Here is a 14,988-nt window from a genome sequence, read left to right as displayed (position 1 = left end):
GTGGGCTCCTTTCTTGGCTTGTGAGCAGTGGGTGAAAAGAACAAAAAAAGACTCTACGATCACACCGTGATCGTAGAGTCTCACCAGACGTATGCGTATACGTTACCAGGGCCGGGAAAGTTTCTTCCGACCTGACGACCCTGATCCCTTCGACAGTGCGAAGGGAGGTTACTCCCTCTATTTCATTAATAGATTAGTATACGAAGGTCCGTTTGTCAATCGCTTTCGATGCGAACTACGTATTTCATACCTAGTTCGTCCACGTAGATAATCGCTGGGGAGAGATCCTTCTGTCTCTTCTCATCGAAGAAGGCATACGTATCCTCTTCGTTATCGTAGTGACTGAAGATCGGGCTGTCTAGGATCTCGTTGGCATTGAGGTTCTTGGTGTTCCAGTCGTTATCTAGTTTTTCTTTGTAATGACTGATGAACTCGTCTTCCTCCATGCAGTACACGCAGTCCTCATGGACGTTAGCGAGTGCTGCCTTGGGGACATCTTCGTGGTGCTTCACATAGATGACCTTTTCTTCCTCTAAGAGTTTCTCGATGTCATCAGACAGGGGGTGCAATCCTTTTTCGAGCGAGAGAACTTCACCGTTTTCATATTGTAGCTTGTACGTGTCATTGATCAGGATATACTTTTTCACGGGTTTCACCATCCTTTCGAAGGGTATTAACTGCTTATGCACTACATACCCGAATTAGTTTGATGTAAAAGTATTTTGTGACAATCCGAAAAAAAAAATATAGAAAAACCGAAAAAAAGAAGGACTTTTAACTTTTGTGTACAATACTAAAGAATAGGTGATCAATATGACGATACGCGAGAGAACAGAAGCGATGGAACACGAGATACTATCCGACCGTGCATCGAAGGCTGCAGAGACCAGAGGGCGACGACTCAAGGAGAAGCCCTGCACGGTTCGTACAGCCTATCAAAGGGATCGCGATCGAATTTTACATGCCAAGAGTTTCAGACGGCTGAAGCACAAAACACAGGTTTTCCTCTCCCCGGAGGGGGACCACTACCGCACGCGGTTGACCCATACGCTGGAGGTGGCCCAGATTTCGAGGACCATCGCTAGGGCTTTGCGGCTCAATGAAGATCTTACGGAGGCGATTGCTCTCGGACACGACCTGGGCCACACACCCTTTGGCCACTGCGGGGAAGCCCTACTCAACGAGATCCACGAGGGTGGATTCCAACATAATGAGCAGTCCCTACGCGTGGTGGACTATCTTGAGAAGAGAAAAGACGAGGGCTATGGATTGAACTTGACTGAAGAGGTGCGCGATGGAATCCTGAATCACCGCGGTGGTGCCCTCCCCTTTACCCTGGAGGGGCAGATCGTCAAGCTTTCCGACCGGATTGCCTACATCAATCACGATATCGACGATGCGCTCCGGGCGGGGATCCTGCTGGCGGACGAGATTCCGGAGGAACACCTGGTGGTGCTCGGCCGAACTCACAGCGAGCGGATCAACCGGTTGATTATCGATTGTATCGAGACCAGCGCAAAGCGTGACGTGATCGCCCTGTCGCCGGAGGTGTCCGACCATTTCCATCGCTTGCGTGGGTTCATGTTCAGAGAGGTGTATCTCAACAATGAGGCGAAGCACCAGGAGGCGAGGGCGCGCGAGCTTCTCCGTTTGCTCTATGGACACTATTCGGAACATCCTGAGGAAATGCCGGAGGAACGGTATTCAGACTATCTCAAGGGTGAGGGAATCGATGCGGTACGCGATTATATCGCTGGTATGAGCGACCGCTATGCCGTTCGCCGATTCGAGGCATTATTTGTCCCTGTCTTTTGGGACTAATGCTTTTCATTTGCATGGAAATATGATATAAAAGAATAATGTGCGGCGAAAGGAGCCACTATGCCAAAGTCATACGACAATAGATTGACACAGGACATTTTGGATCGATTGAACCTGGTCGATGTGGCCTCGTCCTACGTACAACTGAAAAAGTCAGGTAGCAACTACAAGGGGCTCTGTCCCTTTCACCAGGAAAAGAGTCCTTCCTTTATGGTCTCCGAGGACAAGCAGCTCTACCACTGTTTTGGCTGCGGCGTTGGGGGAGACGTTTTCAATCTGGTCATGGGTCTTGAGCATGTGGATTTCAAGGATGCCCTGGGGATCTTGGCCGAGCGTGCCGGATTGAACATGGACGATTACCGGGAGAAGCGCTCGCCGGAAGATGATAAGCTACAGAAATTACGCGGTCTGATCTTCCAGATGAACCGGGAGGCGGCAATCGCTTTCTACAAGGCGCTGGCAAAAAGTCCGGAGGCCCTCGCCTACTTAAAGAAACGGGGCATCGCACCCGATGTGGCCAAGCGATTTGGTCTCGGGTATGCGCCAGCCGGTTGGCAGTTCATGACGGACCAGCTGTTGAAACGGTATGACCGCGAGGCTGTGCTCGGATCGGGACTTGTGCTCGAGGGGAAGAACGACCGACCCTACGATCGGTTCAGAGATCGCTTGATGTTCCCGATCATCGACGTACGGGGGAGAATTTTAGGCTTCGGTGGACGGGTGATGGGTGATGATGTGCCCAAGTACCTGAATTCGCCGGAGACGCCTGTGTTCGATAAAGGAAGAACCCTCTATGGTTTGAATATCGCAAAAGACCACCTGCGCGACAGGCGCCTCGTGATCACGGAGGGGTATATGGATGTGATCGGCCTGCACCAGGCAGGGGTGAGAAACGTCGTGGCCACGTTGGGGACTGCGCTCACGGAAGGGCACGGCCGCTTGATCAAACGGTATGCCGATGAGGTCATCTTGGCATACGATGGGGATGAGGCCGGACAGAAGGCCGCCCTGCGGGGGATAGAGATCCTACGGAGCCATGTGCCGAAGATCAAGGTGCTCGTGCTGCCGAAGGGCAAGGACCCGGACGATGTTGTCAGAGAAGAAGGTCTGCAGGCTTTCACGGTGCGGCTGGAGGCGGCGCCACCCTATATGATTTATCTGATGGATCGGTTCTTGTCTGAGACGGAGTTGAAGGATGAGACGGATCTCGTGGACTATCTAGAGAAGCTCAAGCCGTATTTTAAGGCGCTCGGTCATGAGATCGAGAAGAAACTATACGTCGATGCCCTGGCCGAACGGACGAATCTAGGCGTCGGGGTGTTATTTCGAGAGATTTACGGTCATGCACCTGTGTTCGACAACAGGCCGAGGGGTATAAATGAAGCAGAACCTCCTGGGCAGCAGCGGGTAAAACCCAGAAAGACACCTCGGCAGAAGCTGGAGGAGAAAGTTTTGACCCTGTGTTTGCACGATCGCCGGCTTTACGAGGAGTTGCTCTCGACCTACGATCTGGGGCTTATCGCTGACGCCGAAATCCGAAGCGTGATCTTGTCCCTGCATGATTTTTACACACGGGGAAAGGTCATCACCATTGAAGCGCTGTCCGAACTCTTCGATTTAGAGATCCTACAGCGGATCGAACCCTTCTTGAAGGAAGAGGTCGAGTTGTCGGAGGATGACTACCAACTGGTGCTTTTGATGAAGCGCTTGGAGATCGAGCGGACGAAGGAAGAGATTATCGAGATCCAGGGTGAACGGCAGCGGTACGAAGCGCTGAAGAAGAAACGACCGGAAGACACCGCCCTAGCCGAGAGTATCCAATCATTGTTTGTGCGAGAAACTGCACTCAAGCAGAAGAAATATAAAGCAGAAAGACACCTGGAGCATTGGAAAGGAGGAAGGTCAATTGAGTAGCAAGCCAGATGCGAAAAAAATCGTGGTTGAATTGCTGAAAGAAGGCAAAAAGACCGGCGTATTGACTTATTCCCAAATCGAGAAGTTGTTGGATGAGGTGGACCTGGATTCGGATCAGATGGATGATATCTACGATGCGCTTGCATCGGAGGGAATCGACATCATGACGGAGAAAGAGAAAGACGCTCAGGACGACGATGAGTCCGATGGGAAAGAAGACAAGGACGACAAGGACGACAGCAGTGCGGAGATCGCTGTGCCCAAAGGGGTCAGCACCGACGACCCGGTTCGGATGTACCTCAAGGAAATCGGAAAGGTACCACTGCTCACGGCAGAGGAAGAGGTGGACTTGGCCAAGCGGATGGAGGCTGGCGAGGAGTATGCGAAGCAGAAGCTCTGCGAAGCCAACCTGCGCCTAGTGGTCAGTATCGCCAAGCGGTATGTCGGTAGAGGTATGTTGTTCCTCGACCTGATCCAAGAGGGAAACCTGGGTCTGATCAAGGCCGTTGAGAAGTTCGACTGGAGAAAAGGATACAAGTTCTCAACCTATGCCACCTGGTGGATCCGACAGGCCATCACGAGGGCCATTGCCGATCAGGCGCGTACGATCCGTATCCCCGTGCATATGGTGGAGACGATCAACAAGTTGATCCGCATCCAGCGACAATTGCTTCAGGATCTCGGCCGCGAGCCCAAGCCGGAGGAGATTGCCGAGGAAATGGATATTCCCACGGAAAAAGTGAGGGAGATTTTGAAGATCGCCCAAGAGCCGGTTTCTCTGGAAACACCCATCGGTGAGGAAGAGGATTCCCATCTTGGGGATTTCATCCCGGACAACGATGCACCGGCCCCGGCCGATGCGGCGGCGTTCTCCATGCTCAAGGAGCAGCTCATCGAGGTGCTCGATACGCTGACACCGAGGGAGCAGAAGGTACTCAAACTACGCTTCGGCCTAGAGGATGGTCGGGCCAGAACACTAGAGGAAGTGGGCAAGAAATTTGACGTGACGCGCGAGCGTATCCGGCAGATCGAAGCCAAGGCGCTTCGCAAGCTAAAGCACCCTTCCCGCAGCAAGAAATTGAAAGATTACCTGGAATAGACCCGCGAGAGCAGGGTCTTTTTTCCAAGGGGGAAGAAAGGAGTGGTCGGACGTGTTGACCGAACGGTTGCAGGCCGTTGCCCTGCATGTGGTGGGAAAGCGTCTTGCGGATATCGGAACGGATCATGCGTACCTGCCTATCGCCCTTCTCGAGAGCGGAAGGATCGAGTGGGCTGTAGCCAGTGATCTGAACCAAGGGCCCCTCGAGTCAGCGGTGGCCAATGCCAGAGAAAAGGGCTACGCGGATCAGATTGACGCGCGGATCGGAGATGGGCTAGCCTCCATCGCACCGGGAGAGGCCGACACCATTGCCGTCGCGGGTATGGGGGGGCTGCTCATCGCCGGGATCTTAGAGACCGGGGTGGAGGTGGCCAGGAGCGCCAGACGGTTGGTCCTCCAACCGATGAACGCCCAGGCCGAACTGAGGCAGTATCTGGTGACCCATGGTTACGAGATCGTGGATGAGACCCTGGCGAGAGAAGGGGAAAAGTTTTATGAGATTATAGCGGCGGAACCTACGTCGGGGACGCCGCACCAGACCTTTGATGATGAGCTCGGCCGTTTCCTATTGAAGGACGATGCCTTGACGCGTGCCTTTCTCTCGCATCGCATCGAGAAGATCGAACGGATCCTGCGTTCGCTCGAACGGTCGAAAGACATGGAAACGCGCAGGCGTTTCGAGGGCAAGCTCGAGAAGTACAAGGAGGCGAAGGCATGTTTGTCAATGGACAAAAGATAGCCAAGGTGATGGCAGAGCTCTATCCGCCACAGCGCGCGGCAAGCTGGGACAACGTGGGCTTTCAGGTGGGCAACCCCGATGGGCGTGTGGACCGGATTTTAATTGCGTTGGAGGTTAACGATGCGGTGATCGACGAGGCAATCGAACAGGGAGCCGATATGATCATCACCCACCATCCTTTGATCTTCAAACCCCTGTCCAGTGTGACGACTGAGACGATGGGGGGCGCCATGGTCCTGCGTTTGATCGAGAACCGGATTGCCCTGTATGCGGCCCACACGAATATGGATGTCACTGAGGGTGGGACGAATGATTTTCTCTTCGAGAAGCTGGGACTAGCGGAGCGGCAGGTGCTCTCTGTGGAAGGGAGCGATCGCTTCCAGAAACTGATCGTCTACGTACCGCTCACCCACGCAGAGGCGGTGCGAGAGGCCATGGTCGATGCGGGTGCAGGACGCCTTGGCGATTACGAGGGGTGCACCTTCACGGTCGAGGGCCACGGTACCTTTCGTCCTCAGGAGGGAGCACAGCCTCACATCGGCCAGGTGGGAGTGATGAGCTTGGTGGAGGAGGCCCGCGTAGAGGCCATCGTCGCTGTGCATCTTCTCGATGCGGTGATCGCTGCGGTAAAAGACGCACATCCTTATGAAGAGGTGGCCTACGATTTGATCGCTCTTGTGCTCGAGGGAGCGTCCTGGGGACTAGGACTTCTGGGTGTGCTGCCTGAGCCGATGGAGCGGGAGGCATTTCTGTCCCATGTGAAGATGAACCTGGGGATCGACCACCTGCGGTTCGTCGAGGGACGAGATCGTCCCATCCGAAAAGTGGCCCTTTGTACAGGAGCAGGGGCCGATCTGATCCCGCTTGCGGCGGGCTCCGGTGCCGATGTGCTCCTCACGGGTGATGTGAAGTATCACGAGGCCCAAAGGGCCCAACAGCTGCATCTCAATGTGGTCGACGCAGGGCATTTTGCCACGGAGCACCTCATGAGAGAAGAACTCAGAAAGATCTTGGAAAGGCGCTTTGAAGAGAAGCATTATGAGGTAGCCCTGGCTGTTTCCACTGTTGAGACCGATGTGCTGAAGTTTTTTTAAGAAAATCTCAAAAAAAGACCCTAAATCATCCTGATGCCCGTATGATATAGTGAAAACAGGCAGAAAGGATGATTTTTCTATGAAAAGAAACTTAACAAGAACACTGGTTTTAACCCTTGTACTGGTCTTCGCGGTTTCCGTGACCTTTGCAGACACGAACATTCCCGGTCAGGGACGCGGTCAGGACAAAAGCTGGAAAGTGGAAGTGGAAGTGGATGTCGACGACGTGGAAGTGGAGATCGATGAAGAGGAAGCAATCGGAAACGCTTTAGTTGAAGCCGAAGTCGACGAAGAAGATGTCGACGAGCTCGAGATCAAACTCAAAGAGAAAGACGGCAATCTATTCTATGAGATTGAGTTCGAAACAGAAGACGAAGAGTATGAGTACTATGTGGATGCAATGTCAGGTATGGTCTATGATGATGAAGATGTTTTCGAAGCAGACGAAGAAGAAGAAGACGAAGACAACGACGACGAGAATAAGTTCCGCAATGAGAATACGTACACACGTCGTCACCGATTAGAAGAGAAGTTCAAGCAGATGCCCTTTGGTCTTGCCAAGCGCACAGAGCTTCCCTATGGACTGGCCAAGCGAGAAATCTTACCTCCTGGTCTTGCAGAGCGTGAGATGAATGCGCCCGAAATGAGTCTTCTCGAGAAGCTAGCGGCTTGGATCGATAAAGCTGAAGATGCCCTTGATGAAGACGACTACGGAACAGACGTTGGAGAATTCGATGAAGATCTTGGCGAAGCATTGGAAGATGAGATCGAAGATGCCGAGGCTGTTCTCGACGCTCTGGACGATGAAGACGACCAACCTTTCACTGAAGAGGATGAAGAAGATATCCAAGGAGCAATCGACGATCTGAAGGCAGCCCTTGAAGCCTATCTCAACAGTGAGATTCTGGGTGAGTCTGCAATCGAAGAACTTGGACTCTTGCTTGCAGATCTCAAAGAGATTGATGATCCTTCAGATGACCTAGAAGAGCTGATTGAAGATATCGAAGGTTTCATTGCAGATGAAGAGCTCACGCTTGAGGAGTTCAAAGATCTGATCGAACGATCGGAAGACTTCATCGACTACAGCAATATGTATCGCGAAGAACTTGAAGAAGCTCTTGATACACTGTACACGTTGGTGACTGAAGCTGACTACGGCGAAGAAGAGGGCGACTACCCAAAAGGTTTACAAAACAGCCTGATGAAAAAGTACTTTAGAATCTTTGTATTGCTCAATGATGAAGATGCAACAGCTGACGATTTCCGTGAGGCAATTGTTGATGTGGAAGCAATGATCGATCGCTTTGAAGATAGCGTCATCGTTGGGCAAGCAGCGCTCGACGATATCCAAGCGCGCATGGATGCGCTACAGGATGAAATCGATTTGCTCGATGAAGACGACGATGCGGCAGAAATCGAGGACCTAGAAGATATGATCGCTGCAGGCCAGATCCTGCTCGATAGAGACTATCTGATCTGGTTCGATTATAACGATTATATGGAAAACACTGAGGATTACGTCAACTAACGATTAAGCCACAGAGGCTGATCTCTAATCTCCCGCTCAAGGGGCCCGAGGAATCGGGCCCTCTTTTTGTCGAAAAGTTAAAAGAATTCCGACGACTTTTCTGCTATGCTAGTGCAAAGGAAGGGTGATTTGTATGCGTAGGATCATGGGATGGTTGTTGGTGCTCTTGTTGCTCGCCGGATGCACACCGGTGTCTGTTCAAGAGGAGCCGGTGGTCAATGAGACCGTTGAAGCGGTGGCGATCGATAGTGCGGTGGCCTACGGGCACGTGGTGGAACTGGCGGAAGAGGCCTATGCCGGTCGTCTGACCGGAACCGAGGGAAACGAGCGGGCCATGGATTACATCGGTGGTCTCTTCGCTGAGTACGGGCTGCAGTCCTTTGATGGAATGGAAGCCTATCGTCAGCTCTACGAACAGGAAGTGGTCCACCGCCTCTCACCACCTGTGATGGCACTTGCCTCTGGTGAGACCTTTGAGCATCTGAAGGACTTTCGTTTCAGGACCCTCTTCACAGGATCAGCCCTGCAGGGTGAGCGGAGCGGAGAGATGGTGTTTGCGACGACGCGCGAGGAGATGAAGCAGGCCACTGGCGGCGGGGACCGCGTCTTGGTGATCCATCCGGCGCTCGGAGAGACGCTGTCCACGATCACCGAGATCAATAGCCTGATCGCTGAAGATCACGGTTACGAGGCCATCTTGGTGGGTCTTGACCATCGGGTGCTCGACACCTATCCCGTGAGCAAAAGCCTCGGCTATACCGATTATTTCGATGAGATGGGACCCTTCGTTGCCTACATCAGCCCGGAAACCTACGAGGTGCTGGTGACAAAGGCGGAGGAACGCTTGACCCTATCGGCCGATGATCGTCTTGTCGAGGTAGAGACGGCCAATATCATCGGCTATCTGGGAGACCTAGATGGGCCACCGCCGCTGATCATTTCGGCCCATCTCGACCACGTGGGGGCCAACGGTGACGGTTCCTACCAACCCGGTGCGCTGGACAATGCCTCGGGTATTGGCGCTTTGCTCGAAACGGCACGTGTCCTCTCGGGTGAGCGTTTGGACCGTCCGGTGATTTTTACTGCCTTCAACGGTGAAGAGGAGTCTCTCACGGGGTCGCGGTATTTCGCTACCCATCCGCCGATCCCCCTGACCGGGGGAACTGAGGTCGTGAACCTGGATATGGTGGGGTCCTCCGGCGAAGTACCGCTCAAGATATTGGTGGCTTCGAACGATGCGGTCGAACTCAAGAAGGCGCTCAGGGACCTTGCCAAGGAGCTGGATATAGCGTATGATTTGAGTAAGGATTATGCATCGGACCACCATTCTTTCGCTGGGACCGAAGCGGTAGCGGTTACGTTGATCCACGATGATTTTTCTTACCTGCACAGTGTCTACGATACGCCGGATCGGGCGGTGGATCCCGAGCGACTGGCCTCCATCGTGGACCTGCTCGTGACCTACGCAAGAGAAACGGGAGGAATCAACCCATGAAGATCGGTATCATCTGTGCACTTGACGTCGAAGCAGCACCGATCGTGGACCGATGCGAACAGAAAAAAGCCTCTGCACTCAGGGGCTTTTCTTTTTGCGAAGGTCATTTTCAGGGTAATCAATGGATAGTGATGACCAGTAGCGTGGGCAAGGTCAATGCAGCACTGGCCACCCAACTGCTCATTCTTACCGAGTCACCGGATGTGATCGTGAACGTCGGTGTCGCCGGTGGACTTGGACGCGAACTTGCTCTGCTTGATGTGGTGGTGGCCACGGAACTCGTGCATCACGATGTGAGCCGAAAGCAGCAGGATACATTTTTCCCCTACCGATCGATATATCCTGCTGACGAGCGTTTGCTCCGTACCATCCAGAGCACAGTGGCAGGTGTGTCCTTCGGTCGGATCGTATCCGGCGAAGGATTTATCCGCGGCAGTGTAGACCGTGAACGGATCATGGATCGATTCGATCCGCTCTGCGTGGAAATGGAAGGGGCTGCCGTGGCTCAGACCGCCTACATCCACGGGGTGCCATTCTTGTCAATCCGAGCAATCTCAGATTTCGCAGATGAACGCGCGAAGGAGACCTATGAGCGTACCGAACGTGCTGCGGTAGAACGTGCCGCTCAGATTTTGTTCGATTGTATACAAACGATTGTACAGTAGAGGAGGAGCACCATGTCCTATTTATTTGACCCGAAGAAGAGAGCAAAGCTGGACAATCCGGAAAGACGAAGGACGATGCCACCGGAGAAAACGCTGAAGCGACTTGGGCTAGAGCCTGGTGATCGGATGGCTGATCTGGGTTGTGGTATCGGTTATTTTTCAATCCCCGCCGCTGGAATCGCCAAGGAGGTCCATGCTTTCGATATCTCGGAAGAGATGATCAATGAGATCACGAGGGAAAAAGAGGCGCTGGGAATCGACAATCTGATTATCCATCATACAGATCCCAAAGCCATTTCCCTGCCGGATGGGTCGGTGAATTTCATCCTGGTGGTCAATGTGCTCCATGAGGTCCCTGTGCTTGAGGATTATATTGCCGAGATGATGCGCGCCCTCTGTTCCGGTGGACGGCTCGGTATCGTGGATTTCATCAAGGCAGAGACAAAACAAGGACCGCCGGTGAAGCACCGGATCGAAGCCGACCATGTGATCAATTTACTCGAGACCTACGGGTTGGAGAGCGTCGAGCGTTTTGAAATAGGTGATTCGCTCTACGGACTCAAAATCCGCATGAAAGGATCCGATCGTGGGTAGACTGGCACTGATCGGTGGTGGACAGCCGGCGGGTGGAGAGACCCTGAGCATCGACCGGCATGTGGTCGAGATGTCGGGACACGAGCATCCCACGGTCCTCTTCATACCGACGGCCAGTATGGATCGAGAAGATGGGATCGAGGCCTTTCACACTCTCTATGGAGAGCAGTTGGGTTGCGATGTGCGTACTCTCGAGATTATCCGCCACGGTCCCAGCGTCGAGGACATGAGGCGGGCCCTGGACTGGGCACAGATCATCTACATCGGTGGCGGGAAGACCCGGCGGATGCTGGCCCTTTGGCGGGCTTACGGCCTAGATGCAGAATTACTACGCATCTACCGGGAAACGAACAAAGTGCTGGTGGGCATCAGCGCAGGTGCCATTTGGTGGTTTGAAAGGGCCCATTGTGACGTGAGCGAAGTGGAACGCGCCTACGATGCCGTGACAGGGATCGGCTTATTCAAGGGATACGTGTGCCCCCACTTCAATGATCCGGAGCGTCAGAAGGATTATATGGTGGCGCTAAGGAGCACCGACGAGGTAGGAGTGGGTATCGAGGACCATGCGGCGATTGTAATCGATGGGGATCGGCTCCAGTTGGTGCAGAGCCGCGAGCATGCCATGGCCTATTTGCTGCCCATCGATGGTGACCAGCGCGCGATGATTCCTTTTTCTGAAGAACTTTTTAAAAATGTGCTGGGTATTTGATATAGGTCACATCTCCTGGTCCCGATTGCTGGTACACTAAAACCATCAAAAGGAAATGAGAGGAGATTCATATGAAACTTGAGAAGATTGCAGAACGTATCGCATACAATGACCAGACCTTTACCAAGCGCTTGCTTTTTAACGAGGAGAAAGTACTGAATTTTGTCCTGAACTTCCGTCCCGGGCAGGAGCTCCCCCCACATACCCATGAGTCGAGCGACCTGATCCTCCATGTGTTAAACGGAAAAGGCACCCTCAAGGTCGAGGGAGAAACCTACGCGGTGGAGACCGGGGACGTTATCCACACCAAGGGTGAGGAGATGTTCCAGTTGATCAATGATGGTGACGAGGACATGTCTGTTTTCGTGGTGCTGGCACCGAGACCCGCTCCGAAGATCTACGCCGATGAAATCAAAGAAGTATAAGAAAACGCATAACCTTGCATAGAAAAAAGCCTCCGAGCGATCGGAGGCTTTTTTTCTTCGAAATCAGTTCCTTTTGAGCCACAGGGCCGCAAAGGGAGGAAGCGTGATGTAGATCCATGTCCATGTTTTGCTCGAGCACCTAAAATCCCTCTCGATCTCCCGGGAAGGCGGTGGTGGCGGTCTCTTTTTAGAAATTCTACAGGCAGAGGAGCTCGCGGTCTTCTTGCAGACGGCGGGCAGCAAGAGGCGGCGGACGGAAGGAGCGAGTTCAAAGCGACCGTGGATCAATGTGGGTTCTTCTTGCTTCAGCGCGATTAAGCGCTGGTAAAAGTGATCGATACCCTCGGGTTCGGCAAGGTCGGCCGCGACATGGATCGTCTTGTAACTGGGATTGACACCGAGCCATGGTGTGCCGGTGGAAAATCCGGCTTGTGGTGCGTCAGACCACTGCATGAGCGTTATCGCGTGATCCCTGCTGCCGATGTGGATGAGCTCGAGGGCCTCTTTTTCGTTGAGCCCGTCGGAGAGAAAACCCCGGTAGCGGTTGCAGGTCTCCACGTCGTTGTAGTCCTCGATGCGCCCGAAGGCCACGTTGATCATCCCGATTCCTCGCCCTGATAGATGAAGGCGCCCTTGTCTCCCCAGCTGCTGAGCAGACGGGGTAGGTCGTGGTTATTGAGGAACCAGGGACACGCCTCGCCTTCCATACCAGCGTGCCATTTTTCGAGGATGAGCTTTAGCTCGTAGAGATCATAGACCGCGGGGGTGAAATTGTCATCCACACAAAAATTGGTGCAAGGAGCCTGCCGCATTCATGCTTGCAGAGCAGTCAGCGTGTACCGGAAATGATCCGTCCAGCAAAAGGTTGTTGTGGAACCTTTGCAATTGTATTATCATGGAAATAGAGAGACATTTTCTAGCAGTGCTGGACCGAAGGGGTTGGATCGATGAGCAAGAAAGAGGTCATTTATTCGCATGCAGTGGTGCTTTTTGCAAAGAAGGGTTTTTCCTACACGTCGATCGATGACCTGGTGCACGCTAGCCAGACATCGGTGGGGACAATCTACAATTATTTCAGAACGAAATATGATATACTTGACTATATCTTTGAAAAGGAAATGCAGGATCGCGCCGAGATTTTTGTCCAGATGTCAGATCCACGCATCGCTTTTCGAGAGAAATGCAGGCGACTCTTGCAGTATGAGATGGAGGCCTATCTCTCCGACGCATCGCGTTCACGTCTCTTGCTGACGGAGATGAACACTGCCCACGAGGGACACACGTTAAAATCACGACGTATCTATCGGGAGAAATTACAGACGATCTACACCTCTTTGGTTTCTCACGCACTGAACAATGGAGAGATTCGGGAGGTACCCGATTCGCTGGTGACGAGCACACTTCTCTCGATGCACCTGATGATTCCACTCTACGGTACCATGCTCGACGGGGGTATGGCGCCGGCAGAGCTCAGTGATACGCTACTCGATATCGTTTTCAATGGGATCGCATGATCCCATTTTCACAGGCCAGAATAGAATGAGCGCTCACTCGATGCAAAGGGGTGTGGAGATGAAGGATTCAAAAATGGTAAATAGAGCCTATAGCTCGATTGAAAGGGAGCTTAAAAGCGTCGCCTCGGTCCAGTTAGATGCAACCCTGACTTTTGAGCAGAAGTTGATCCGGTGTATTGACGTCTACTGCGGGGTCCGGTCCAGACACTGCGAAGCCTTCGACCGGGTCTTCCTTGATCTGGCGCTGAATCCAGAAACAACGGACACGGCTCTCTCCGAACAGGGGTTCAATGAAGGGGTCGTGCAACCTTGGCGGGTGATGATCAAGCAGGGGATGGTCCGAGGTGAAATCCGGCAGATGCCAGTTGAACTGCTCTTGAACTATTTTCTCGTCTTTTTACAGGGGTTCATCACCCTTTCGGAAGAGCAAAGACAGGAATGGCTTGAAGCCGGAGAAATCTACACCCTGCTCCTGGAGGGCATTAAAAACACTTAAAAAAGGCACCCTACTCTGGGTGCCTTTCGATGTTCAGATGAAAGAGATCGTTGAGGGTGCGCCCCACACCGTCGTCCTCGTGGTGGTGGGTGATATCATCGGCGCTGGCCTTGGCCGCGTCGGTGGCATTTTCCATGGCGATGCCGAGACCTGCTGCCTCGAGCATGGTGGCGTCGTTGTCATTGTCGCCGAGAGCAATCACTGCCTCCATGGGAATCTTGAGGTAATCGGCCACGCTCTGGAGGGCCTTGCCTTTCGTGATGCCTTTCTCCATGATGTCGATGGCGGCCTTGAAAGAACTGACTACCTCAAGCTCCTTTTCTTTCTTGAGGGTATCGTAGAGGACGCGCCACTTGGATTCGTTCTCCTCGATGCCCAGGAATTTGTAGATCGGTTCATCGAGTTCTTTCAAGATACTAGCAAGATCTTGAGAGACCACGATGTTGATTTTATTCTCCTCGTCGAGACGCTGGTTTTCTTCATCCCACTTTTCGATGAGGTAGCGATGGTCCTTTGCATAGATGGTGTTGTCCGTATAGAACATGTAGAAGGCTTCGGCTTCTTCAAAGAGCTCTGCGATGCGCATGCGCTCTCGCTTGCTGATCGGATAGCCGAAGAGAGCATCCTTGGCCACCGGGTCGTAAACGAAGCCACCGTTGCAGTTGATCATCGGACTTTCTAGCCCCAGTAAATTGTGGTATTGTTTCGCCGCAGTGAAGGTACGCCCCGTGGCAATCAAAATGTGTACACCGCGGGCAATCAGCTCGCGAATGACCTTTTGGTTATAGGGACTGATGGTGTGGTCGGTACGTAATAGGGTACCATCCAGGTCGATGGCGACCAATTGATATCTCATACTATATCCTCCGTTCTAATGGTCTTGCATTTTTTCTTT

16 protein-coding genes are annotated in these 14,988 nt (G+C 52.9%); 13 read left to right on the top strand and 3 right to left on the bottom strand.

Annotated features, from left to right (window positions below; all coding sequences use genetic code 11):
- Positions 1–215 precede the first annotated feature (215 nt).
- On the bottom strand, positions 216–647 hold the full coding sequence (locus tag ACULM0_RS04630) for a hypothetical protein (protein ID WP_463679296.1): 432 nt from the start codon (positions 645–647) through the stop codon (positions 216–218).
- A 166-nt stretch (positions 648–813) separates the two neighbouring features.
- Between ACULM0_RS04630 and ACULM0_RS04625 the strand changes: the two genes are divergently transcribed.
- The 11 genes from ACULM0_RS04625 to ACULM0_RS04575 all read left to right on the top strand — a co-directional run bounded on the left by ACULM0_RS04625 (position 814) and on the right by ACULM0_RS04575 (position 12,083).
- Positions 814–1,821, top strand: coding sequence for a deoxyguanosinetriphosphate triphosphohydrolase (locus ACULM0_RS04625; RefSeq protein WP_463679295.1), 1,008 nt, complete (start codon positions 814–816; stop codon positions 1,819–1,821).
- A 60-nt stretch (positions 1,822–1,881) separates the two neighbouring features.
- Entirely contained in the window at positions 1,882–3,735 is a 1,854-nt protein-coding gene (gene dnaG / locus ACULM0_RS04620; protein ID WP_463679294.1) for a DNA primase, read from the top strand.
- Positions 3,728–4,834, top strand: coding sequence for an RNA polymerase sigma factor RpoD (gene rpoD, locus ACULM0_RS04615; RefSeq protein WP_463679293.1), 1,107 nt, complete (start codon positions 3,728–3,730; stop codon positions 4,832–4,834). The genes dnaG and rpoD overlap by 8 nt, the downstream gene beginning before the upstream one ends.
- 52 nt (positions 4,835–4,886) lie before the next feature.
- A complete protein-coding gene (locus ACULM0_RS04610) occupies positions 4,887–5,573 on the top strand; it encodes a tRNA (adenine(22)-N(1))-methyltransferase (protein ID WP_463679292.1) in 687 nt (228 codons plus the stop codon).
- Complete coding sequence (locus ACULM0_RS04605) at positions 5,549–6,667, top strand: Nif3-like dinuclear metal center hexameric protein (protein ID WP_463679291.1); 1,119 nt, start codon at positions 5,549–5,551, stop codon at positions 6,665–6,667. Before ACULM0_RS04610 ends, ACULM0_RS04605 begins: the two co-directional genes overlap by 25 nt.
- A 79-nt stretch (positions 6,668–6,746) precedes the next feature.
- A complete protein-coding gene (locus ACULM0_RS04600; protein WP_463679290.1) occupies positions 6,747–8,195 on the top strand; it encodes a hypothetical protein in 1,449 nt (482 codons plus the stop codon).
- 133 nt (positions 8,196–8,328) lie between these two features.
- Entirely contained in the window at positions 8,329–9,690 is a 1,362-nt protein-coding gene (locus tag ACULM0_RS04595) for a M28 family metallopeptidase (RefSeq protein WP_463679289.1), read from the top strand.
- Positions 9,687–10,355 carry a 5'-methylthioadenosine/adenosylhomocysteine nucleosidase gene (locus tag ACULM0_RS04590; protein ID WP_463679288.1) on the top strand — a complete coding sequence of 223 codons (669 nt, stop codon included), beginning with the start codon at positions 9,687–9,689 and terminating at the stop codon, positions 10,353–10,355. Before ACULM0_RS04595 ends, ACULM0_RS04590 begins: the two co-directional genes overlap by 4 nt.
- Positions 10,356–10,367: 12 nt before the next feature.
- Positions 10,368–10,949, top strand: a complete 582-nt coding sequence (locus ACULM0_RS04585; RefSeq protein WP_463679287.1) for a class I SAM-dependent methyltransferase — start codon at positions 10,368–10,370, stop codon at positions 10,947–10,949.
- Complete coding sequence (locus ACULM0_RS04580; protein ID WP_463679286.1) at positions 10,942–11,658, top strand: Type 1 glutamine amidotransferase-like domain-containing protein; 717 nt, start codon at positions 10,942–10,944, stop codon at positions 11,656–11,658. The genes ACULM0_RS04585 and ACULM0_RS04580 overlap by 8 nt, the downstream gene beginning before the upstream one ends.
- A gap of 71 nt (positions 11,659–11,729) precedes the next feature.
- Positions 11,730–12,083, top strand: coding sequence for a cupin domain-containing protein (locus ACULM0_RS04575; RefSeq protein WP_463679285.1), 354 nt, complete (start codon positions 11,730–11,732; stop codon positions 12,081–12,083).
- Positions 12,084–12,146: 63 nt separating this feature from the next.
- Here ACULM0_RS04575 and ACULM0_RS04570 read toward each other — a convergent pair whose 3' ends face one another.
- Positions 12,147–12,689: an alpha-amylase family glycosyl hydrolase gene (locus ACULM0_RS04570; RefSeq protein WP_463679851.1), complete on the bottom strand. Its 543-nt coding sequence runs from the start codon at positions 12,687–12,689 to the stop codon at positions 12,147–12,149.
- 341 nt (positions 12,690–13,030) lie between these two features.
- On the opposite strand from ACULM0_RS04570, the gene ACULM0_RS04565 reads away from it, so the two are divergent.
- A complete protein-coding gene (locus tag ACULM0_RS04565) occupies positions 13,031–13,597 on the top strand; it encodes a TetR/AcrR family transcriptional regulator (RefSeq protein ID WP_463679284.1) in 567 nt (188 codons plus the stop codon).
- 58 nt (positions 13,598–13,655) lie between these two features.
- Entirely contained in the window at positions 13,656–14,093 is a 438-nt protein-coding gene (locus ACULM0_RS04560) for a hypothetical protein (RefSeq protein WP_463679283.1), read from the top strand.
- Positions 14,094–14,103: 10 nt separating this feature from the next.
- Here ACULM0_RS04560 and ACULM0_RS04555 read toward each other — a convergent pair whose 3' ends face one another.
- Positions 14,104–14,949, bottom strand: coding sequence for a Cof-type HAD-IIB family hydrolase (locus ACULM0_RS04555; protein ID WP_463679282.1), 846 nt, complete (start codon positions 14,947–14,949; stop codon positions 14,104–14,106).
- Positions 14,950–14,988 lie beyond the last annotated feature (39 nt).

The sequence above is a fragment of the Halotolerantifilum yawarlongkerapense genome (genome assembly GCF_054506745.1).
This window is presented reverse-complemented; position numbering and strand designations above follow the sequence as displayed.

What these genes read in the sequence shown, in the direction of transcription:
- ACULM0_RS04625 (WP_463679295.1), top strand. Translation starts at nt 814, where the DNA reads ATGACGATACGCGAGAGAACAGAAGCGATGGAACACGAGATACTATCC.
- dnaG (WP_463679294.1), top strand. Translation starts at nt 1,882, where the DNA reads ATGCCAAAGTCATACGACAATAGATTGACACAGGACATTTTGGATCGA.
- ACULM0_RS04605 (WP_463679291.1), top strand. Translation starts at nt 5,549, where the DNA reads ATGTTTGTCAATGGACAAAAGATAGCCAAGGTGATGGCAGAGCTCTAT.
- ACULM0_RS04600 (WP_463679290.1), top strand. Translation starts at nt 6,747, where the DNA reads ATGAAAAGAAACTTAACAAGAACACTGGTTTTAACCCTTGTACTGGTC.
- ACULM0_RS04595 (WP_463679289.1), top strand. Translation starts at nt 8,329, where the DNA reads ATGCGTAGGATCATGGGATGGTTGTTGGTGCTCTTGTTGCTCGCCGGA.
- ACULM0_RS04590 (WP_463679288.1), top strand. Translation starts at nt 9,687, where the DNA reads ATGAAGATCGGTATCATCTGTGCACTTGACGTCGAAGCAGCACCGATC.
- ACULM0_RS04585 (WP_463679287.1), top strand. Translation starts at nt 10,368, where the DNA reads ATGTCCTATTTATTTGACCCGAAGAAGAGAGCAAAGCTGGACAATCCG.
- ACULM0_RS04575 (WP_463679285.1), top strand. Translation starts at nt 11,730, where the DNA reads ATGAAACTTGAGAAGATTGCAGAACGTATCGCATACAATGACCAGACC.
- ACULM0_RS04565 (WP_463679284.1), top strand. Translation starts at nt 13,031, where the DNA reads ATGAGCAAGAAAGAGGTCATTTATTCGCATGCAGTGGTGCTTTTTGCA.
- ACULM0_RS04560 (WP_463679283.1), top strand. Translation starts at nt 13,656, where the DNA reads ATGAAGGATTCAAAAATGGTAAATAGAGCCTATAGCTCGATTGAAAGG.
- ACULM0_RS04555 (WP_463679282.1), bottom strand. Translation starts at nt 14,949, where the DNA reads ATGAGATATCAATTGGTCGCCATCGACCTGGATGGTACCCTATTACGT.